Consider the following 19,285-nt stretch of genomic DNA (forward strand, 5'->3'; position numbering starts at 1 on the left):
ATCAGGCGAACCACCAGCGCTCGACGGCGCGGAACCCGTCAAGATCCCAGTTCGCGCCGACGACATCGGGCGTCGCGACCGCGTTGGAAACGCCCATGACAAAGCTCGCGAACATCGGGATCACGACGCCACCTTCATTCGAAACGATGGCTTGCATCTCGTGATAGATCTCCGCCCGCTTCGCTTCATCCAGTTCGGACCGCCCTTGCAACAGCAGGGTGTTGAACCGCTCATTGTCCCAGTAGCTTTCGTTCCAGGGAGCACCCGCCGCATAGGCGGTAGAGAACATCCAGTCACAGGTGGCACGACCGCCCCAGTAGGAAGCAACCCACGGCTTTTGCATCCAGACGTTGCTCCAATACCCATCGTTCGGCGCACGTTCGACGGTGATATTGATGCCGGCGGCTTTGGCCCGTTCGGCATAGAGCGAACCGGAATCCGTGGCACCCGTGAAACCGGCCTCGGCAACCCAAAGCGAAACGTCGAGCGAGGTCAGTCCGGCCTTTTCAAGATGGAATTTGGCCTTGTCAGGGTCATAGCTGTTCACCGGCAGGTCGGCCGCGTAAAATTGTTGGGTCGGTCCGATCGGGTTGTCATTCCCGACCGCGCCATAGCCATACAGAATTTTGTCGACCATTTCCTGGCGATCGAGGGCATGTTTCAGCGCAAGCCGCACATTGTTGTCGTTGAACGGAGCCGCCCGCGTATCCATCGGGAAGCAGAAGTGCTGGTTGCCGGTCACTGAGAGCACGCGGATCGATGAGTTGCGGGACATCATCGAAACAGTCGTCAGATCGACTTGGTTGATGACGTCCACCTGGCCGGTCAGGAGCGCGTTCTGCCGCGCCACAGGATCGGGCAGAGCCAGCAGCAAAAGCCCGTCGAAATGGGCGCGATCCGTCTTCCAGTATCCCGAATGCCGGGTCAGCGAGGCGCTGATACCGGGTTCGAAGTTGTCGACCTTGTAGGGGCCGCAACCGTCAGGCGAGGTCGGATCGATCTTCCCATCCTTGGCGGGCATGATCGGCAGGTGATAGTCCGACATCAGATAGGGGAAATCGGCATTCCCGCCGCTCAACGTGACGATGACCGTATTCGGCCCGTCTGACTTGATTTCGACGATTGGATCGACGATCGGCTTGGCAGCGGATGTGCTCTCTGGGCCGCGGTGGTAGTTGATTGATGCAATGACGTCGTCAGCCGTCACGGTTCCGCCGCTGTGGAAGGTGATGCCTGATCGGATCTTCAGCGTCCAGGTCATCGCATCGGCGCTGGCTTCCCAGCTTTGCGCAACTTCCCCGACCAGAGAGCCGTCAGCCGCGATTTCCGTCAGATAGTTGTGCCGCGCTTGAGCAAAGACCTGAACGAAGTTCGTATCCCAGACGCCGGGGTCGTAATTGTCGACCGTGCTGCCCGAGTTAAAGCCGATCCGCAGGGTCCCGCCCTTCTTCGGTTCCGATTGCGCCATTGCCATGCCGGCCGGCAACACCAACCCTGCGGCCGTCATTGCCATCCCGCTTTTCAAGAGGCCCCGACGGGTCATTCCGCCTTGGCCAATCAAATGTTTGGTCATAAGTCTCTCCTCCCTTGGTTTCCTAAGTTGCGGCGCCTTCCTCCTCGAAGGTCACCGTGGTCTTTCCAAACTCATCTCGCGATGGGCACCTCCAACTTCGTTTCTCTGAGAACCGCCTCAGACTGCATGGACTGCATCTTTGAACTGTTCCCGAAGGATGTTTTTCCGCACCTTGGCCATCGCATTGCGCGGCAATTCCGGCACAAGGATGAGCTTTCTGGGGTGCTTGAACCGCGCGAGCGTTGCCTTAATCGCTTCCATGATCTGCTCTAGGTCCAGCGACTGGCCGGGCTCGGCCACAAGCAACCCGATGGCTGTCTCGCCCAGGTCACGGTGCGGCACGCCGATGACGGCGCTTTCGATCACGCCTGACTGAGCATCCAGCACCAGTTCGATTTCTTTGGGATAGATGTTGTATCCGCCGGAAATGATCAGATCTTTGTTGCGCCCCAGAATGTGGACGTAACTTGCCAAAATGGCGGCGGCTGACGCGAGTCCTGATGCTTCCCCCGCACTGCCGACCAGTTCGAACGCCCGTTCGGCAATTGATTTCTCGCTAGGCGTTGCAGGAGCAGGCCACACCTTGCGACGGTCGAAGACGCTCGCCAGCAGATCGGCCAATGATGTCATGACCCGCCGCCGACAGTGGCAAGTAGAAGGCAACAGGATTGTGTCATGTTGACCGCTCTCCCGCCTGTCCGCGCGTGCTGGCTCGGCCAGATGTTCGAAACTTGCCTCATCTTTGCGATCATCTGCAGCACTCCTCCTAAGTGAGCCCTCGCGGTGCCGATACGGTTCTGCACATGATCCGGCGCGCAGCTAAAGAACTGCCCAGCTCTCCCAAAAACTTACTAACGGTCAGTCCTCGGTGTAAAGGATAGATACGTGGTCCTTGAGGCTGAAAATTGCCGCCAGCGTCGCCCTTGGTGCCTACGTTTCTGGATTGACGGTCTGATCGCTCCGCCTCAGCCCATGGACCGGACTGCTTTTGAGCAGTTCAACTCGCCCATAGAAAATCGCGCTTTCCCAAGGGCACGCCATTGTGGCGCAAGATGTTGTAGGCCGTCGCCAGATGAAAGTAGAAGTTCGGGAGGCCGAAGCGTATGAGATAGGTCCGCCCGTTGCGAGCCGTTCCTTCGGGCGAGAGCGGCACTGCCAGGTCGCGTATTTCGGCAGCAGCGAAAGCGGCATCGGGGATGGTCTCCAGAAATGCGATCGTCTTCGCGATGCGGCCCCGAAGCTCTGCGAATGACGCTTCGTTGTCCTCATATCTCGGTGGTTCGGCCTGCGACAAGCGAGCGGCTGTAAACTTTGCAGAATCGCATGCCGTGGTGACGTTGCGAGTCAGATTGAACATATCTGGATACAGCCGCGCTTTCAGAAGGGCGTCTGGGTCAATCTTGCGATTTCCACAATGGTTTTCCGCCTTTGACAAAATCGAAGATAGGCAACGAAGGCCATGAATGAGATCAGGTACGGGGCTCCGCATTGTGTTAGCTCCAGACAGGTGTTGTGATTACGAAAAGCAGCCAGACATAGCTTACCGCTTGCTTGCGTGCGGACCGTGAGCCCCGCAGCATTGCAGGTGGGTTCATTTCCAAACCGCGCAGCGGTCAGTTGTTGAAGCCGATGTAGTTAAAGATCGCCGCTGCTGCCCAGAACGGCGCGAAGAGGATGCCGACATTGCGCCCGTTGCGGCTGACCCTTGGGGTGATGCCCAAGTCCGGGGATGCCGGCATGATTGGCATTCACCAGCGCGAAGAGCGCGGCCATAATGCCGAAGACCAGGTGCAGGGCATGACGATCCGCGAGGGGCAACGACAGGCCATACAGCACGCCAGCCGCAACTGCGATAAAGGCCAGCGCACCTTGTCATTGCTCAAACAGCATCAGGAAGATGTAGTCCGCGCCCGCAGGTGCCTTGTCTTTCGGGGCGGCGTCCAAGGCCGCATCAAGCATGGCGATCTGATCATGATGAGTCATCGCCTTCGACGGGCGCGGCAGGCCGGGGGCGAAGAAGGGCAGCACCCAGTTCACGACCCACCGGGCCCAGAGGGGGCAGAAGACCTCGACGGCATGGACGACAGCCGGGGCAAGGCAGAGCAGCAGGCCGAGGTTGGAGGCAAATGCGGACGACATTTCGTTCAATCTTTTCGATTACGAAGTTATCGATTGTGACAACGCTTGGAAGAGCCACGGCAACAGTGTCGGGTTCGAGCCCTTCTGCGCCTGGTTCATGCGTCCGGTGCGCAAGTCATGCGAAAACGCAATCATTCGCATGAGCATGCATGCGCATTCGGACTCGCAATTCGGTGTGTGTGCCATGCCTCAATTATCCAATTCTTTGGCTGAACGACGCCCCGCCGCCTGCCCAGATGGGCAGGTTTTCCTTGTCGTCGAGCCATGCTGCCTCAGCCGCCGTAGTCTTTCGACCAAACTCGGTGTTGCGTTGCGGGTAGCGGCCGAACTTTTTCAGAACCTGGCGGTGCTGGTCGATGGCCGGTTTGTTGCGCTCGGCGAACAATCTAAAGTTCGGATGGGCCACGATGGCCAGATCGACAAAGTCGCAGGCAAGGTCCAGATCAGAAACATCTTCGGAATGCGCCAGCGCCCATGGAAGCAGATAGAGGATGGCGGCCGGCTGGGTAAGCGTGTCGTCGATCATCTGCGGGGCCATCAACGCGCGCATCAGGTCGCGCGCAATCGAATCGTAGGAAAAGGCTTCGGCGCTGCCCCTAAAACAGGATCGTGACAATTGATCGGCCAGCAGTACCTTGGCCACTTTGCCTTCAAGGCTATCCCACTGTTCGCCGATCAAACTCGGTGGGTCGGCCTTCAGTTCACGCACAACCGGTGCGAAGGGCTGGCAAAACGCGTCGAGAGTCCGACCGCTTTGAAACCAGATCGTCATCAACGGCCGTACCGTTTCGTCCTGGTTCAGGCTTTCACGGATTTCCGGCTTCGCAGTATCGCAGCCGCACATGTAGTTGAGCACGCTACGCGGGGAAGCGACATCTTGCAAGAAATGGCCTTGGATCTGGGCACCCGTTTCGGCGGCGATGTGCGCGTACTGGCCATGGACCTGTCCGATCCCTCGGCAGTGCCGGACCTGATGTCGAGTACGGAAAGCACGCCCGTGGGCCTTGTCGTAGCCGCTGCGGGCTTTGGCTCCATCGGGCCGTTCCTCGACCAGGACATGGTCTCCGAGATCAACATGGTTGACCTGAACTGCCGGTCGGTCGTGGAGTTGTGCTACGGGTTCGGGCAGCGCATGTCGGCTTCGCAGCGCGGTGGAATCGTGCTGTTCGGCTCACTCGTGGGGTTCAACGGCGCACCCCTCTCCGCCACCTATGCCGCCACGAAAGGGTTTGTGCAAAGCTTTGCCGAGGGCATCGCGGCAGAGATGCGCCCCCATGGCGTGAGTGTCCTGTCGGTCGCCCCCGGCCCGGTTGGCACCGGCTTTGCCGCCCGCGCGGGCATGCGGATGGGGCAGGCCGCCACGCCCGAGTTGGTCGCCCGCAGCGCGCTTGCAGTTCTGGGGCGTCGCACCACGGTCAGGCCAGGTTTCCTGGCCAAATTCCTTGGCTGGTCACTGGCGATGCTGCCCCGCTGGGGCCGCGTGCGGGTGACGGGCGTCATCATGACGGGCATGGTCGGCAAGACCAAATCCGCTGCGGGCGTGGACACATCAGCAGGCCGCGCGTGACAGCATGCCAACCTTGAACCCAGGGGTCGTCTTACCGCGCCCCGGCAGCATCGTCGCAAAGGGCTCCAACAGCGTCTACTCGGCCAACTTGGTGGTTACTTGAGTGTAGATTGGCATCGACCGCCTTGGCAAAAAACGCGCCAAACTGCGAAATCATACGGTTGAAACATGAACATATGCTGCACACGTCGCACTGCAAATACTTGAATTAAATTGAAAATCCCTACCATCCACCGTTGGCGCGGCAGACAATCCAGCGTGTTGATTTACCTTCATTTTTCCCCAAACGGTTGGTGGCGGATGCTGCTACGCTGGACTACGCTCCAATATCCCCGAATTTGCCTTTCTACGGCGACGCCTTGCACACATGAGGCGCCCATGAAAATGGCCTTCATCACCAAGCACCCGCTGGTCCCTACCGGTTCCAGATCAGACCAAAAGGCTGCCAAGCGAGCGAGACGTTCCTTCGTCGCTTAGCAGCCTTAAGTATTCAAATCCTACAAACTCCTGGACTATTTCATCGACCTGCCAGCCCCTGTCGCCTGTTCATACGCAAAGGCCTGAGCCAGCAATTCCGCCTCGTCCCACAGCCGACCGAGGAAGATCAGTTCGAACGGTGCCGAGGATGCATAGAAGCCTGCGGGCACTGTCACCCCTGGAAGCCCTGCAATATTTAGTTCTCCGACGGTCGTTTCCTGAATTGTTTCGCCGGAATGCAGGCCCGGCAATTCTTGACGCATTTGCGGAAAGACGAGGGAATCCAGGCTATGCGCGCGGAAGACAGTCTCGAGGATATCCAGATAAGCCGCCTTCAGGGCTATGAACTCCGGCATGGCCGGCGGCGCGGTCGGGTCAAGCATAGCCGCCTGGAAATCCGGGAGCGAATTGAGGAAATACAACACGCCCTCAGGCCCAAAGGGATTCTCTTCGGAAGTCGCTTCGGCAAATTCAGCAAAAGTCTTGAGCGCGGCATCAGGACCAAGGCGCCGCAGGTAAGACTGCAGATCATACGCGATCGACTCCAATCCCCGTCCGTCGAAATTCGGTGTGGGCGCCGTGGGTTGACGCAAATCCGCAAAGCCGCTCCCGGCAAACGGATCTTCGACCAGAATGGCACCGGCGGCTGTCAGCTCTTCTTGAGCCTGTTCATAGAGTGCCGTTGTTTCAGGGCAAAGCGGCTGATTGCGCCAACCAGAGCCGTACAATCCGATCCGCTTGCCCTTCAGCGCGTCTTTAGAAAGCGCTGCAGTATAGCCTTTGGCAGGAATTTTCCCCACGCTCGCCAGTGTTTTGGGATCTTCGCTGCTGTAGCCTGCGAGACTATCAAGGCATATGGCCGCATCGGTGACTGTGCGCGCAATCGGACCGACCACGTCACGATTTGCGGACAAGGGCACGACACCGGCATTCGGCACCAGACCAATTGTCGGCTTGATTCCGACCAAACCTTGCGCCGAGGCCGGGTTTTGAATGGACCCGCCTGTTTCCTCTGCCAGACCGAGCACACACATCTTTGCGGCAACCGCTGCAGCCGTGCCTGCACTGGAGCCGCCGGGAACGCGGTCTTCGATGGCAACATTCAGTGTGGGTCCGGCCCAACTGTCATTTGCGTGGCTCCCCGTGTGGCTGAGTACCGGGACATTCGTCTTGCCGATGATGACCGCATCAGCCGCGCGCAGCCTTGCCACTACGGGACTGTCGGTCGCCGGCATCAGATCCACCCCTCCGGCTCCCGAATACAGCAATCGCCATCCCGCCGTCGTCGGGAAACCGACCATATCCATGGGGTCTTTCACCACGACAGGCACCCCTGCCAGCGGCCCGAGTTCCTCGCCCTCCGCAATACGACGATCTACGTCACGCGCGGTTTCCAGCGCAGCGTCGTTGTTGTGAAAAATGATCGCGTTGTATTTTGGGTTCGTTGCCTCGACTTGCGCAAGTGATGCCAAGGTGAGCGCCTCGGCGGTGAATGCACCGCTGCGAAGACCCTCTTGAATGCCTTTGACTGTGAGGTTGGCAAGCTCGATGGATGCGGCGCCTGCCGGAACTGTTGTGTCGTCGGTCATGATATGTCCTTTCATGTTGAGTATTTCAGGAAGCTGTGAGGTGGGGCTCTTAAGAGGCTTGCTCTGATACGTCCGGACGAAGGCGGGGTCTTCAATCCAAGGTCCACGGCCCTCAACCCTGATTGAGAATGCTATTTCAGATAGCGCTTCGCGATTGACGCCCCGACGCTGTATTTCGGGTCCACCATGTTCCCCAGACGAACCTTCCCGCACATTGTCAGAAGCATATAGGCGTCGACTTCGCTCTGATCGGTCTCCAGCGCCAGCCAACGAACGAGCTCTCGGTAAGCAATGCGTGTCGCGTCCTCCAGCGGACGGGCGGAGCCGATGAACATCATCATGTCCTCCGTTTCCAGCTGCGGCCAGCTGTTGCCATGCCCCTTTATCAGGTCGATCTGCAATTCCACCGTCGCGGGAATTTCGAGCGCGACTCCGCAAAGCTCGCCATCCCCTTGAATTGCATGGCAATCGCCAAGATAAAGATATCCACCCTCGCGATTGACCGGCAAATAGATGATCGCGCCCGGTGCGACATCCGGCATATCCATGTTGCCGCCGTAATAGTCCGGCTGAAGCGAGGAAATCGCCTCGATCTCGGGCGAGGTGCCGATGGTTCCGATAAACGGCTCATAGGGCAACACCAATCGGTCAGACCAGTGAATGCCTGTTTCGTCGACGCGGATCTTTCTGACCACTTCATCCAGCGGCGCGTTCAACATCGCGGTGTTTCCGGTTCCGACCAGACCACCGAATTCCGGAATGAGACAGGTTGTACCAACTGGCTGCGGACCACGCGGCTTGATGGATATGATCCGCACCGCAAGAGCATCCCCCTTTTCCGCACCTTCCACATGGATCGGACCCGTCTGCGGATTGAGATACGGAAAATTCAACCGTTCGGAGGGCTTGTCGCTTTCGCTGGTGATCTTGCCCTCGAAAGCGTCATGGGTCTCTACCGAAACCACTGCCCCCGGTGACACTTTCAGGACAGGTTCGACGAAAGGGCCATAGACATAGTGAAACGTACCCTGGTCGGCGATAGTGATCTCGTGGTGTTCACCCGCCTTTCCCTTGGCCACGCCTTTTTGAGCCATGACAGAATGTTCCAGCCAGTTCATGCAGTGTCTCCTTTCCCATTGTCGGCCCAGAAGCAGCCAGGGTTGGTTTTCAATTGCCAGATGCGCCTATCTGGCCATCTTCAGATAAAGTGCGGGCAGTTTCGTGGGCAGCGCGTCCAATCGGTCCAATTGAAGGAATCCCCGTCGCGAGAATATTTCGCCATGCCGTTGTCCGGCTGCGTGTCCCAGAGCAATGCAGAAGACATCGATCCGGACGCGTGAGCGACTGCACCGCGCGCTGGCATCATCGCGAGATAATCTGGTCGACACATCCACGTCAGAAGGCTCTCCATCCGTCACGACAAGAACCAGCGCCGATGGCACGGAATTTTGGCAAGTTGCGCGCCCGCATAGCGAATGGCTCCTCCGATCCGAGTCGAGTATCCGGCGCGCAGCCCCGAGAGCGCCATGCCCGTGAGCGGGGTCAACTCGTCCTCGAACCGCTTGACGTGGACCACCCGGAGATCCTCGCGCCCGTCCGATGAAAAGGCTGTGATCGCAAGCGGATCTCCCAACCTGTCCATCGCATGGGCAAGCACGGCCGACGCCTCGCGCAACAGGCTGATCACACTCGTCCCGGCGGCTTCAACAGGGTCTTCGGTCGACTGGGATATATCGAGCAGCAGGTGGACCGCGATGGACCTTTCAGGCCGTGACACACCCTCATAGACGTTTTGATCGGGCGTTTGTCCGGATCTCAATTTGATGGCGGCCTCGATCGTGGCATCAAGATCCAGCGCCCCGCCTTCCGCCTGCCGCTTCAGCCGACGCGCCCTTCCAAGAGACGCGGCACGGACCATCTCACCGATACGCGCGAGCAGGACGGCCTGACGCTCCTTCAGCTTGTGCCAGAAGAGCGGGTCGCCGGGGCCGGGCTCGTATTCCTTCACCGTGACCCAATCGGGGCGTTCGATACCTGCCGTGAAGTCATATTCCGGCAAATGCGCCACGACACGACCGGTACTGGGCTCCACCCGGGCCGATGTGACTGCCTCGACACCGCTATCATGCGTTTGATCTGGCTGGCCCTGTTTGCGCTTTTGCGGGCTATCCTGCGTCTCGGTTTCACGCCGGTCGAAGGTATTTATCTCGAACTGGTGTTGCTGTGGGGGCGCGTTCGTGTCCGGCGGCAAATCCCACAGACCAAGATTGTCATCGCGGTAAGCAGGCTGCACGACATAGTTGCGGGCATTGAACTGAACCCGTGTCTGACCAAGGTCATTTCCAAGGATATTTCCGATATGGCGCGACAAGGCGGGGTTACCGATCTGCTCGATGCCCTCGGTAAACATGGTCACGCCCTTTTGCACCCAGCCATGGCGGATCGGGAAGTCCGGATCGAGCAAGGCACGAGCCAATCGTGCAAAAAGCGATGGTGCCGTCGCCATCCCATCGGGCGAAACATCATGAAAAGGTAGCCAGAGCCGGGAAAGCCCCGGCATTTCACGCATGGCCAGATATTCGACCCGTGCATCTTCAATCAGGGATACGACAGCAATCTGCAAAGGCTTGAGTTGCCCAACGTGAAAGCTTGCACCGCCATAGGCCATATGCGCGCCGATATGGGCAAGAGCGGCCTTGTAGACCGATCTTTCACGCCCGCGGTATCCACTGAAGCTGGCAGGAAGCTGCACGACGCCGCCCCCGAAGCTTGCACGCAATTCGGCTTGTCCCTTGCCCAACGGAAGCGCTTCCCGGATCGGCGGCATGCGTCCCCAAAGCGCCCTGTGACCTGCGCGCAATTCACTCTCGAGGCTCTGGAATGTCTCTTCGCCGGCATAGCGTTCCAGAAGTCTTTGCGCTTCGACCATGTCCAGCGAAAAGTATTGCTGGCGCTTGCGTTCGTCGCCTCCACCCAGCCGCAAACCCGATTGCACCCAAGCCTTCAAGCCGTCCAGTCCCAGACGCTCATCCAGCATCTCGGCTCTTGCAAGCACGGGCTCCACTGACTCCGGCGCGGCGTTGACAAGCGAAATGACAAGCTGAACCCAACTGGAAAACGCCTGCGGCTCTCCAAGCCTGCGAGACATCGGCACCGTCAGGTCAAGGAAGACTGCCGCCGTCCGGGGGCTGCTCCTTATCGCGATGCGCGACGCCGCCGGAGCAAGGGCCAGCGCCTGATCCGTGCCAACAAGCTTGGCGACATCTGGCGCCGCCTGCAGGAAGCTGCGTGGAACCGCGACCCCATATCCCGCCTTGGTCAGACGATCATGTGCCGCCAGGAACTCCGTCAGCGTATGACCGGGAAACGCAGACCGCGTTGCCGCCTGAACCAGGGTATTGGGCGACACGGCAACCATGTCAGCTACAGGCATCGACCGCAGCCTCGAGTGCGGCGCGCATGTCGGGGTCGTCGGTTATGGGTGTAATCATGGCCAAGCGACATGCCTCAGGCAGTGTCAGGCCCTGCTGCATCAACCGCCCGGTATGGATCAGCATCCGCGTAGAGGCCCCCTCGCTCAGGCCCTGCCCACGCAGATTGCGACTTTTCTCGCCAATCTTGACCAGAACCGCAGCGGTCGCACTGGGGATACCTGCCTCTGCGGCGACGATCGAGGTCTCGATCTCGGGCGCAGGGTAGTCAAAATCCAGGGCACAGAACCGCTGCTTGGTGGATTCCTTGAGATCCTTGAGTACAGATTGATAGCCAGGGTTATATGAAATCACGAGTTGAAAATCAGGATGCGCCCGTACCAACTCGCCCTTCTTTTCAAGTGGCAGAATGCGCCTGTCATCCGTCAACGCGTGAATGATGACCGTCGTATCCTGCCGGGCTTCCACAATCTCATCGAGATAACAAATCCCGCCATGACGCACGGCAAGCGTCAAAGGGCCATCCTGCCAAATCGTGCCATCCGGTCCCAGCAGATAACGTCCGACAAGATCGGAAGCTGTCATGTCCTCATGGCAAGACACGGTGACCAGCGGTCGATCAAGTCGCGACGCCATATGTTCGACAAACCGCGTCTTCCCACAGCCTGTCGGCCCTTTCAGCATGACAGGTAGCCGCACGGAATAAGCCGCAGTAAATTGTGCAACCTCTTCTCCCGTCGGGTACCATTTGGGTTCTTCCGTCAAACGATAGGCATCAAGCAGAGGGCTGGTTGTCATGATCTCTCCATCGGTGAAGTCGCTGGCGGCAACAGGCCGCCAGCGGATCCGGGGCCAAACACCCGGATCTGGGAACGAAGGTCAGCGATGCGCTTTGTCCGTGCTCTCGTTTGGCAGGCCTTCGATGGGCGATTCAGATGTCCCCACCGTGGGGCGGGTCATCGCCTCGACCATTTCACGTGTGCCTTCGGGATCTTCGACCCACTTGCGGTAGAAATCATAGGGCAGTTCTGCCGCGCCCTTATCCCCATCACCCGAGTTGATCATGCCGGTGTAGCCACGGTGAACCAGCTTGAACAAATGGTTGTTGGATTGCATCGTGCGGCGCGCGTCGCGGATCATGGACACGGAGAGCTGAGCAAACTGGATGCCCATTTCCTCTGTGCCGCACTCACCGAGCGTGCGCCCGTCAAAGCCGATGATGCTGGAATGACCGAAATAGCTGTAGACGCCGTCAAAGCCCGTGGCATTGGCGACAGCCACATAGCTGTTGTTGGCCCAAGCCATGGCCTTGGCCATGACAATCTGCTGATCTTTCGCCGGATACATATAGCCCTGACACCGAATGATCAGTTCCGCACCCTTCATGGCGCAATCCCGCCAGATCTCTGGGTAGTTGCCATCATCGCAGATAATCAGGCTGATCTTCATGCCCTTGGGGCCTTCGCTGACATAGGTGCAGTTGCCCGGATACCAGCCCTCTATCGGCACCCAAGGCATGATCTTGCGGTATTTCTGTACGATCTCGCCCTTGTTGTTCATCAGGATGAGCGTATTGTACGGCGCCTTCTTGGGGTGCTCCTCGTGGCGTTCCCCGGTGAGCGAGAACACAGCCCAGACATTCGCCTCGCGACAAGCGGCCGCGAATATTTCGGTCTCTTCCCCTGGGATGGCCGCAGCCGTCTCGTACATCTCGGTTTCGTCGTACATGATCCCTTGGGTCGAATATTCAGGGAAAATCGCCAGATCCATACCGGGCAATCCCTTTTTCATCCCCTTGAGCATGTCGGCGATCTTGTGGCAGTTTTCGATCACTTCTGCTTTGGTATGCATTCGTGGCATCTTGTAGTTGACGACGGCGACCCCGACCGTGTCATTGCTGCTTCCGATATCACCATGATACATCTCGTCTCTCCTCTTTCGTCACATGCGTGCCGGCGAAGCGCAAAAACAAAGCCAGCACTGGTTTAACCACGGGACCGTTTCCCGCAGCGATAAAAGCCGACCACCGCTATTTGCGGCGTGCCACGGGAGTGTCTCCGGTCATTGCCTGGCGCGCGGCCATCCAAATGGCCTTGAGCGCACGACTGAGAGCGACACCGTCCTCCGCAAGAAAGCGCACTATGGTCACCTCGCGATCTGCGAGGTTCGATAGACCTGCATAGACACCCGGAACACTGGCAGCCGCATCCAGCATCGCCGCGCCGGGCCGCGTATCGCCAGCGACAAGCATCATCCCGGCACAGCGATAGCCCCCGGTGCGGGTCAACCAGTCGGCACCCTGCAATTCGAAACGGTCCAGCAAAAGCGTTTTGCCCGCAGCCGTAATGGCAACCTCGCACTCCAACGCATCGAAAGGTCGGCCATTGTCTTCGGGGTCATGACAAAGCTGCGCGTCAGCCAACAGGACCTTCGCACCGTCAGCCAGATTTGCATGGATGCGGGTCTTGAGCCGTGATCCAGCCATCATGATCGCCGGGTCCGGCACGTATTCCAGCAAAGCGCCCGCGCCCACGTCCAGTGATATGGTCTGGCTGGCCCCGTCGCGCCCCCGCGCATCATGCACCACGGTTGATGCCTGCGTGGTCAGGTGAACCGCTGAGCCGGGCTTCAGACCGACAGACAACGCCAGATCATCGTCCCCATATACCCCCCCGGAAGAGCTTTGCAGGTAAAGCGTGACCATTCCTTGAGGGTCGCAGGGATGACGAAACGGGCGCGTGATGTGAAACGGATGCGGCGTATGCTGGCGCATCAGATGCGTCCGCCCCGAGACGCAGGCAAAGGTCAACTCGCCGTGCACACTGCGTGCCCGGGACGGGACGTGCGCCACGTTCATGTCACAACATCCCGAAACAGAAGGTCGCGCACGATCGCGTCGGCGATATCGGTCAAGCCCTCTGTCTGCGCGCCTTTGCAACGACAGCCTATGACAGGTTTTCCCGCGCGCACATCGCGCGCTTCCGACAGGATCGACGCGGCATCGACGAAGACATGCGGGGCGATGTCCAACTTGTTGATGACCAGCAGATCACACAGCATGATCCCCGGCCCGCGCTTGCGCGGGATGTCATCCCCCTGCCCCACATCGATGACGAACATCCACCAGTCCACCAGATCGAGCGAGAAGGTCGACGCAAGATTGTCCCCGCCGCTTTCGATCAGGATCAGATCCAGATCGGGAAACCGCGCCTCCAGATCGTCGGCTGCGGCGATGTTCAGCGTCGGGTCCTCCCGGATGACGGTATGCGGACAGGCCCCCGCCTCCACGGCCACAACCCGCTGTGGATCGATCAGCCCACCCGCTTGCAAGCGACGGGCATCTTCCTTGGTGACAAGATCATTCGTCACGACCGCCACCTCGATGCCACGCTCGTGGAAAATCGGGATCAGCGCCTCGATCAGGGCCGTCTTGCCCGAACCGACCGGGCCTCCGATACCTACGCGCGCGGGTCCTGTGGCAAGGCGTTCGGGAATAGGTGCGCTATCGGTCATCGGAGCATGTACCTTTGCGTCAGGGGAAGCTCCGTTGCGGGTTCACAGGTCGCCAGAACGCCATCAACGAAGACATCAAATGTCGCCGGATCAACGCGGATATCCGGAAGCGCGTCGTTCAGCAGCATGTCCCGCTTGCTCAAGCCGCGGCAGCCGACTGCCGGCAACAAGGGCTTGCAGATGTCCAGCTCCTCCTGCAGTCCGCCCTCAATGGCACGCGGGTTCACAAAGCAGGCGCCAAGCGTCGGGGCGGCTCGACCGAACGCGCCCCATTGCGGTCGCATGACAAGCGGCTCGCAGGTCATCAGCGATGCAGCGCTGTCGCCCATCGCACCCCATGCAATGAAGCCTCCCTTGACCACAAGTTCGGGCTTTATGCCGAAGTAGCCGGGACGCCACAGGACGATATCGGCCATCTTTCCGGGCTCTATCGAGCCGACATGCGCCTCTATCCCAAAGCATCTCGCGGCATTGATCGTGTATTTGGCAATGTAGCGCTTGATCCTGAGGTTATCTCCCTTTGCGGAAGTTTCCTCGGGCAATCGTCCCCGTTGCACCCGCATCTTGGATGCAAGCTGCCATGTCCGGCAGATCACCTCATGAATGCGCCCCATGCCCTGACTGTCCGACCCCAGCATCGAGATCGCCCCCATATCGTGCAGGATGTCTTCGGCGGCGATGGTCTGCGCACGGATCCGACTTTCGGCGAAAGCCACGTCCTCTGGGATCGACGGGTTCAGATGGTGGCACACCATCGTCATGTCGAGATGTTCGTCGAATGTATTGACGGTAAAGGGATTGGTCGGATTGGTAGACGACGGAAGGCAATTCGCGATACCCGCGACGCGGATGATGTCCGGCGCATGCCCGCCACCGGCCCCTTCGGTGTGGTACATGTGGATGACGCGGTCGCCAATCGCCGCAAGCGTATTTTCCAGAAATCCGCTTTCATTGAGCGTGTCGGTATGGATCTGAACCTGAAAATCCAACTCGTCTGCAACACTGAGGCAGGTATCGATGGCAGCAGGCATCGCACCCCAATCCTCGTGGATCTTCAGGCCAAGCGCCCCCTTATGGATTTGTTCATGCATCGCTTCGGGACGATGCGCATTGCCACGACCCAGAAACCCGAAATTCATCGGCCATTGCTGGGACGCCTGAATCATCTTGCCGACATTGAAGACACCGCCGCAATCGATCCCCACGGTGATCGGGCCAAGCGATCCGCCCAGCATGGTCGTGATGCCTGAAGACATCGCGTGCTCCACAAGCTGTGCGCTATCGAAATGCACATGCACATCAATCGCGCCAGCTGTCGCGATCAGGCCCTCGGCGTCACGCACCGTGGTGCTCGCCCCCACAATCAGGCGCGGATCCACACCGTTCATCACATCGGGATTGCCGGCCTTGCCGATGGCCACGATACGACCATCCTTGATGCCGATATCGCCCTTCACGATACCGGCCACGGCATCGATCACCACCACGTTGCAGATCAGCATATCCAGTGCGCCCTGAGCACTGGTCACGCCCACAGCCATTCCCAGACCATCGCGCAGGGTCTTGCCTCCACCGTGCAGGCATTCATCGCCGTAGGATGTGTAGTCGTGCTCGATCTCAGCCCATAATTCCGTATCGGCCAGCCGGATCATGTCACCCTTGGTCGGGCCAAACATCGCGGCATAGTCTGCTCGGGTCATTGATACCATGGTCAGGCTCCCTTGAATCCTGCGGCGCGCGCACGCTCCAAAGCCGCCTCTTTGCCTTCACCTCGCGTCAGGTTGTTCAGTCCCGTCAGGTGCTTGTTGCCCCCAAAGCTGCACAGCGTGACTTCCTTTTCCTGCCCCGGCTCGAAACGAACCGCCGTGCCCGCAGGAATATCGAGCCGGAAGCCAAAAGCGGCTGCACGGTCGAAATCTAGCGCCTTGTTCGTCTCGAAGAAGTGGTAGTGGCTGCCAACCTGAACCGGGCGATCGCCGGTGTTCTTCACCGTCAAGGTTGCCTTTTCACGGCCCGCATTGAGTTCGATCTCGCCCTCGCCTGCGCGAATTTCGCCCGGACGGCCCACCGTATCCTCAATCGGCAAGTCACCGGGACGGATCGGGTCATGCACCGTGACCAGTTTTGTGCCATCGGGAAAGACCGCCTCCACCTGGATCATCGGCAAAAGGTCTGCGACACCGGGCATCACATCGTCGGTGCTCAGCACGGTCGAGCCGAAACTGATCATGGCAGCGACCGACGAGCCGTCGCGCGCACCTTCCAGGATTTCATCGGCAATCAGCGCAACCGCCTCCGGTGCATTCAGCCGAAGGCCGCGTGCACGTCGCTTGCGGGCAAGTTCCGCTGCGGTAAAGATCGTCAATCGCTCAAGTTCCGTAGGTGTCAGCAGCATGGATCAAACCTTCATCATGTGGCGAACAGGTTGGCATTGCCCGTGCTTCGGCGCAGAGCCGCGATCTCTGCGAAGGGCGAAAATGCTCCGGGACGGGCCGGAACCGGGCTATCAAGGATGTCCGCCATCTCCGGCGCGGCAGCGGCCAGAACGGCTTGCGCCTCTATTGCGCCAAGCCGCCCCAAACGTATGGCGGCCGAAACGAACCCCATCGTGACAGTGTGCAGCGCGCTCATTTCCGTCTGAGCGGCACTCAAACCAAGTCCGAACCCGATCAGACCCTGCACCACGGGTTCATACCCGCTCCTATCCCGCAAATCCGGCGCACTTGTCGCCGCGCGATATTCTGCCGTGCCCCGTGTCCCGATCCGGGCGTGCACCGAGAGAAGCGACCTGCCGATACGCCGTGCAGCCTCGGCCAAGCGGTCTGCACTGCTTTGAGCATGACAGCGTTCGTCGATCTCGGCCAATCGTGCGATATCCGCCTCGGCGGCATGGGCCGCATGAAGGAACGGGCGGTCGAAACTTGCCCAACGGGGCAGAACCTGACCCGTCAGAACAGCACGGATATCCGCGGCATCGTGTATGCGCCCCTCGTTCACAAGCGTTTCCAAACCAGACGAAAACGCGAACGCACCAGAGGGAAAGGCCGAATCCGAAACCTGCAACAGCCGAATGACGGTGCCAGTCTTAGACGTCATCCCGCCTCTCCGTTATCTGGCAAAAGAGTAACGGCACCCTCTTCCAGAAGGCCCTCCAGACGCTCCAGATAGACGTGCTCTTCGGTTTCCACTGCAACGCAGAGGTCGTCATCTTCAAAGCGGACGCGCCAGTGCAGGTTGCCACAGAAATACCCAAGCCTGAGTGCCGCCGCCGAATCGCGCGGCGCCAGTCGGATCCAGCGCTCCGTCTCGACGCGCACAACCAGCGCGCTGTCCTCTTTCAGCGCCAGCAAAGCGCCCTCGAACAGCTTCTGGTCACGGGGCAAGGCAATCGCGACCTCGCGACCTGCGTCTGTCCGGATCCGGAGTCGACGGCGTGCAAGGTCGGCGCGAGGCAGCCGCACGACATCCACAGCGTGTTTATGCGCCAGATGGTGCAGCGCATCGTGATGCTCCGGTGCGTCCGCGGTTCCGAGTATGGAGGTGTAGATATCCATCAGATCGCCATATGCCGCGAAACGATCTCGTCGGTCAGGTCCTCGATTTTTCCTGCCGATACATTGGTTCCGTTCTCGATCATGGCGAATGTGCTTGCCGCACGTTTTGCAAAATCGACATTCTGCTCCACCAGAAGGATTGTCAGCCCAAGCTCCGTGTTCAGTCGGATGATGCAATCCTCGATCTGGTGCACGATATTTGGCTGGATACCCTCCGTCGGCTCATCCATGAGCAAGATCTTCGGATCGCACGCCAAGGCGCGCGCAATGGCCAGTTGCTGTTGCTGGCCGCCGGACAGCACACCGCCGGGGCGTTCAAGATTTTCCATCAGGTAGGGAAACAGCTCCGCGACGATCTCCGGAATACGACGCTGACCGGAGGCGGCGAACCCTCCCATCATGATATTCTCGCGAATGCTGAAATCAGGGATGATCATGCGGCCCTGCGGCACATAGGCAATACCCGCACGTGCCCTGGCGAAGGTGGGCATGGACCCGATCTCGACCCCAGACAGGTCGATCTGCCCCTCGGTGCGGTCGGTCAACCCGATGATGGTGCGCAAAAGCGTTGTTTTGCCGACCCCGTTACGACCGAGGATCGCCACGATCTGACCCTCTGGGGCATCGAAGTTCAGGTCATGCAATGCCTGACTGCGGCCATAGAAGCTGTTGACGTTGCGTAGAGCCAGCATCAATGCAACCCTCCCGATCCAAGATAGGCGTCGCGCACGGCAGGGTCTGCCTCGATCGCATGCATCGGCCCTTCCGCAAGCAACTTGCCCAGATGCATGACCGTCACTTTCTCGGCAATCTTGCGCACGAAAGCCATGTCATGCTCGACGACAAGGATGGTATGCGTGCCCTTCAAGCGCAGGATGATATCGGCGGTTTTCGAGGTTTCGCCCTGCGTCATGCCCGCCGTCGGCTCATCCAGCAAGATCACCTTTGATTGCTGCGTGATGAGCATCCCGAGTTCGAGCCATTGCATCTGACCGTGGCTGAGATCCCCTGCCAAAGTGTCGAGCACCGCTCCCAGCCCGGTCAGATCGATGACCTCGTCGATGCGCTTGCGGTCGGCCCGGCTCATGCCAAGCCGCAAGTTCCGAAACACACGGGGCTCATGGCTGACCGCCACTTCAAGGTTTTGCAAAACAGACAGGTCGCGGAAAACCGACGGGATCTGGAACTTGCGCCCCACCCCGGCCCGAGCGATCTCGTGCTCAGGACGATTGGTGATGTCACGACCAAACAGGTGAACCTTCCCGCCCGTCACCGCCGTCTTGCCGCTGATGAGATCCATCAGCGTGGTCTTGCCTGCGCCGTTCGGGCCCAGGATGACGCGCAATTCACCGTCATCTATCACCGTGGTCATTGAATCCACAGCCTTGAAGCCGCCGAAATCAACCTCCAGCCCCTCGATCGTCAATGCAGCTTTCATGTGC

Annotated in this window: 19 protein-coding genes and 1 pseudogene; 1 reads left to right on the plus strand and 19 read right to left on the minus strand. The window is 59.4% G+C overall.

What is annotated here, in order from left to right:
* Position 1 precedes the first annotated feature (1 nt).
* The 6 genes and pseudogenes from RAZWK3B_RS07445 to RAZWK3B_RS07470 all read right to left on the minus strand — a co-directional run bounded on the left by RAZWK3B_RS07445 (position 2) and on the right by RAZWK3B_RS07470 (position 4,595).
* Positions 2–1,573 (minus strand): ABC transporter substrate-binding protein, encoded by a 1,572-nt coding sequence (locus tag RAZWK3B_RS07445; RefSeq protein ID WP_007813740.1) that lies wholly within the window; start codon positions 1,571–1,573, stop codon positions 2–4.
* Between the two features lie 117 nt (positions 1,574–1,690).
* Positions 1,691–2,038, minus strand: a pseudogene (locus RAZWK3B_RS07450) (AMP-binding enzyme); the annotation flags it as partial.
* Positions 2,039–2,570: 532 nt separating this feature from the next.
* Complete coding sequence (locus RAZWK3B_RS07455) at positions 2,571–3,062, minus strand: DUF1993 domain-containing protein (protein WP_037295243.1); 492 nt, start codon at positions 3,060–3,062, stop codon at positions 2,571–2,573.
* A 124-nt stretch (positions 3,063–3,186) separates the two neighbouring features.
* Positions 3,187–3,312 carry a hypothetical protein gene (locus RAZWK3B_RS21810; RefSeq protein ID WP_286131802.1) on the minus strand — a complete coding sequence of 42 codons (126 nt, stop codon included), beginning with the start codon at positions 3,310–3,312 and terminating at the stop codon, positions 3,187–3,189.
* Positions 3,313–3,445: 133 nt separating this feature from the next.
* The gene (locus RAZWK3B_RS07465; protein ID WP_007813747.1) at positions 3,446–3,712 is read right to left on the minus strand and encodes a hypothetical protein; all 267 of its coding nucleotides are present in this window, start codon (positions 3,710–3,712) and stop codon (positions 3,446–3,448) included.
* A gap of 193 nt (positions 3,713–3,905) precedes the next feature.
* Positions 3,906–4,595, minus strand: a complete 690-nt coding sequence (locus tag RAZWK3B_RS07470; protein ID WP_198133263.1) for a DUF924 family protein — start codon at positions 4,593–4,595, stop codon at positions 3,906–3,908.
* Between the two features lie 3 nt (positions 4,596–4,598).
* Between RAZWK3B_RS07470 and RAZWK3B_RS07475 the strand changes: the two genes are divergently transcribed.
* Entirely contained in the window at positions 4,599–5,279 is a 681-nt protein-coding gene (locus RAZWK3B_RS07475; RefSeq protein ID WP_007813751.1) for an SDR family NAD(P)-dependent oxidoreductase, read from the plus strand.
* A gap of 512 nt (positions 5,280–5,791) precedes the next feature.
* On the opposite strand, the gene RAZWK3B_RS07480 is transcribed toward RAZWK3B_RS07475, so the two are convergent.
* The 13 genes from RAZWK3B_RS07480 to urtD all read right to left on the minus strand — a co-directional run bounded on the left by RAZWK3B_RS07480 (position 5,792) and on the right by urtD (position 19,281).
* On the minus strand, positions 5,792–7,345 hold the full coding sequence (locus RAZWK3B_RS07480) for an amidase (RefSeq protein ID WP_050774205.1): 1,554 nt from the start codon (positions 7,343–7,345) through the stop codon (positions 5,792–5,794).
* Positions 7,346–7,476: 131 nt separating this feature from the next.
* Positions 7,477–8,463: an acetamidase/formamidase family protein gene (locus tag RAZWK3B_RS07485; RefSeq protein WP_007813755.1), complete on the minus strand. Its 987-nt coding sequence runs from the start codon at positions 8,461–8,463 to the stop codon at positions 7,477–7,479.
* A gap of 296 nt (positions 8,464–8,759) precedes the next feature.
* A complete protein-coding gene (locus tag RAZWK3B_RS07490) occupies positions 8,760–10,778 on the minus strand; it encodes a nitric oxide reductase activation protein NorD (RefSeq protein WP_232279487.1) in 2,019 nt (672 codons plus the stop codon).
* Positions 10,765–11,574 (minus strand): CbbQ/NirQ/NorQ/GpvN family protein, encoded by an 810-nt coding sequence (locus tag RAZWK3B_RS07495; RefSeq protein WP_037295247.1) that lies wholly within the window; start codon positions 11,572–11,574, stop codon positions 10,765–10,767. Before RAZWK3B_RS07495 ends, RAZWK3B_RS07490 begins: the two co-directional genes overlap by 14 nt.
* A gap of 81 nt (positions 11,575–11,655) precedes the next feature.
* Positions 11,656–12,699, minus strand: coding sequence for an aliphatic amidase (locus RAZWK3B_RS07500; protein ID WP_007813762.1), 1,044 nt, complete (start codon positions 12,697–12,699; stop codon positions 11,656–11,658).
* A gap of 106 nt (positions 12,700–12,805) precedes the next feature.
* On the minus strand, positions 12,806–13,633 hold the full coding sequence (locus RAZWK3B_RS07505) for an urease accessory protein UreD (RefSeq protein ID WP_007813764.1): 828 nt from the start codon (positions 13,631–13,633) through the stop codon (positions 12,806–12,808).
* Complete coding sequence (gene ureG, locus RAZWK3B_RS07510; RefSeq protein ID WP_007813766.1) at positions 13,630–14,289, minus strand: urease accessory protein UreG; 660 nt, start codon at positions 14,287–14,289, stop codon at positions 13,630–13,632. The genes RAZWK3B_RS07505 and ureG overlap by 4 nt, the downstream gene beginning before the upstream one ends.
* Entirely contained in the window at positions 14,286–15,998 is a 1,713-nt protein-coding gene (gene ureC, locus RAZWK3B_RS07515) for an urease subunit alpha (protein ID WP_037295249.1), read from the minus strand. The genes ureG and ureC overlap by 4 nt, the downstream gene beginning before the upstream one ends.
* Positions 15,999–16,000: 2 nt before the next feature.
* Positions 16,001–16,684, minus strand: coding sequence for an urease subunit beta (locus tag RAZWK3B_RS07520; RefSeq protein WP_007813769.1), 684 nt, complete (start codon positions 16,682–16,684; stop codon positions 16,001–16,003).
* 14 nt (positions 16,685–16,698) lie between these two features.
* Complete coding sequence (locus RAZWK3B_RS07525) at positions 16,699–17,385, minus strand: urease accessory protein UreF (protein WP_007813771.1); 687 nt, start codon at positions 17,383–17,385, stop codon at positions 16,699–16,701.
* Positions 17,382–17,843, minus strand: a complete 462-nt coding sequence (gene ureE / locus RAZWK3B_RS07530; RefSeq protein ID WP_007813773.1) for an urease accessory protein UreE — start codon at positions 17,841–17,843, stop codon at positions 17,382–17,384. The genes RAZWK3B_RS07525 and ureE overlap by 4 nt, the downstream gene beginning before the upstream one ends.
* Positions 17,843–18,535: an urea ABC transporter ATP-binding subunit UrtE gene (urtE, locus tag RAZWK3B_RS07535; protein WP_007813774.1), complete on the minus strand. Its 693-nt coding sequence runs from the start codon at positions 18,533–18,535 to the stop codon at positions 17,843–17,845. The genes ureE and urtE overlap by 1 nt, the downstream gene beginning before the upstream one ends.
* Entirely contained in the window at positions 18,535–19,281 is a 747-nt protein-coding gene (gene urtD / locus RAZWK3B_RS07540; protein ID WP_007813777.1) for an urea ABC transporter ATP-binding protein UrtD, read from the minus strand. The genes urtE and urtD overlap by 1 nt, the downstream gene beginning before the upstream one ends.
* Positions 19,282–19,285: the final 4 nt, after the last annotated feature.

The sequence above is a fragment of the Roseobacter sp. AzwK-3b genome (assembly GCF_000170875.1).
Taxonomy (GTDB): Bacteria; Pseudomonadota; Alphaproteobacteria; order Rhodobacterales; family Rhodobacteraceae; genus Roseovarius; species Roseovarius litoreus.

What these genes read in the sequence shown, in the direction of transcription:
- RAZWK3B_RS07445 (WP_007813740.1), bottom strand. Translation starts at nt 1,573, where the DNA reads ATGACCAAACATTTGATTGGCCAAGGCGGAATGACCCGTCGGGGCCTC.
- RAZWK3B_RS07455 (WP_037295243.1), bottom strand. Translation starts at nt 3,062, where the DNA reads ATGCGGAGCCCCGTACCTGATCTCATTCATGGCCTTCGTTGCCTATCT.
- RAZWK3B_RS21810 (WP_286131802.1), bottom strand. Translation starts at nt 3,312, where the DNA reads ATGCCGGCATCCCCGGACTTGGGCATCACCCCAAGGGTCAGCCGCAAC.
- RAZWK3B_RS07465 (WP_007813747.1), bottom strand. Translation starts at nt 3,712, where the DNA reads ATGTCGTCCGCATTTGCCTCCAACCTCGGCCTGCTGCTCTGCCTTGCC.
- RAZWK3B_RS07475 (WP_007813751.1), top strand. Translation starts at nt 4,599, where the DNA reads ATGGCCTTGGATCTGGGCACCCGTTTCGGCGGCGATGTGCGCGTACTG.
- RAZWK3B_RS07480 (WP_050774205.1), bottom strand. Translation starts at nt 7,345, where the DNA reads ATGACCGACGACACAACAGTTCCGGCAGGCGCCGCATCCATCGAGCTT.
- RAZWK3B_RS07485 (WP_007813755.1), bottom strand. Translation starts at nt 8,463, where the DNA reads ATGAACTGGCTGGAACATTCTGTCATGGCTCAAAAAGGCGTGGCCAAG.
- RAZWK3B_RS07490 (WP_232279487.1), bottom strand. Translation starts at nt 10,778, where the DNA reads ATGCCTGTAGCTGACATGGTTGCCGTGTCGCCCAATACCCTGGTTCAG.
- RAZWK3B_RS07495 (WP_037295247.1), bottom strand. Translation starts at nt 11,574, where the DNA reads ATGACAACCAGCCCTCTGCTTGATGCCTATCGTTTGACGGAAGAACCC.
- RAZWK3B_RS07500 (WP_007813762.1), bottom strand. Translation starts at nt 12,699, where the DNA reads ATGTATCATGGTGATATCGGAAGCAGCAATGACACGGTCGGGGTCGCC.
- RAZWK3B_RS07505 (WP_007813764.1), bottom strand. Translation starts at nt 13,633, where the DNA reads ATGAACGTGGCGCACGTCCCGTCCCGGGCACGCAGTGTGCACGGCGAG.
- ureG (WP_007813766.1), bottom strand. Translation starts at nt 14,289, where the DNA reads ATGACCGATAGCGCACCTATTCCCGAACGCCTTGCCACAGGACCCGCG.
- ureC (WP_037295249.1), bottom strand. Translation starts at nt 15,998, where the DNA reads ATGGTATCAATGACCCGAGCAGACTATGCCGCGATGTTTGGCCCGACC.
- RAZWK3B_RS07520 (WP_007813769.1), bottom strand. Translation starts at nt 16,684, where the DNA reads ATGCTGCTGACACCTACGGAACTTGAGCGATTGACGATCTTTACCGCA.
- RAZWK3B_RS07525 (WP_007813771.1), bottom strand. Translation starts at nt 17,385, where the DNA reads ATGACGTCTAAGACTGGCACCGTCATTCGGCTGTTGCAGGTTTCGGAT.
- ureE (WP_007813773.1), bottom strand. Translation starts at nt 17,843, where the DNA reads ATGGATATCTACACCTCCATACTCGGAACCGCGGACGCACCGGAGCAT.
- urtE (WP_007813774.1), bottom strand. Translation starts at nt 18,535, where the DNA reads ATGCTGGCTCTACGCAACGTCAACAGCTTCTATGGCCGCAGTCAGGCA.
- urtD (WP_007813777.1), bottom strand. Translation starts at nt 19,281, where the DNA reads ATGAAAGCTGCATTGACGATCGAGGGGCTGGAGGTTGATTTCGGCGGC.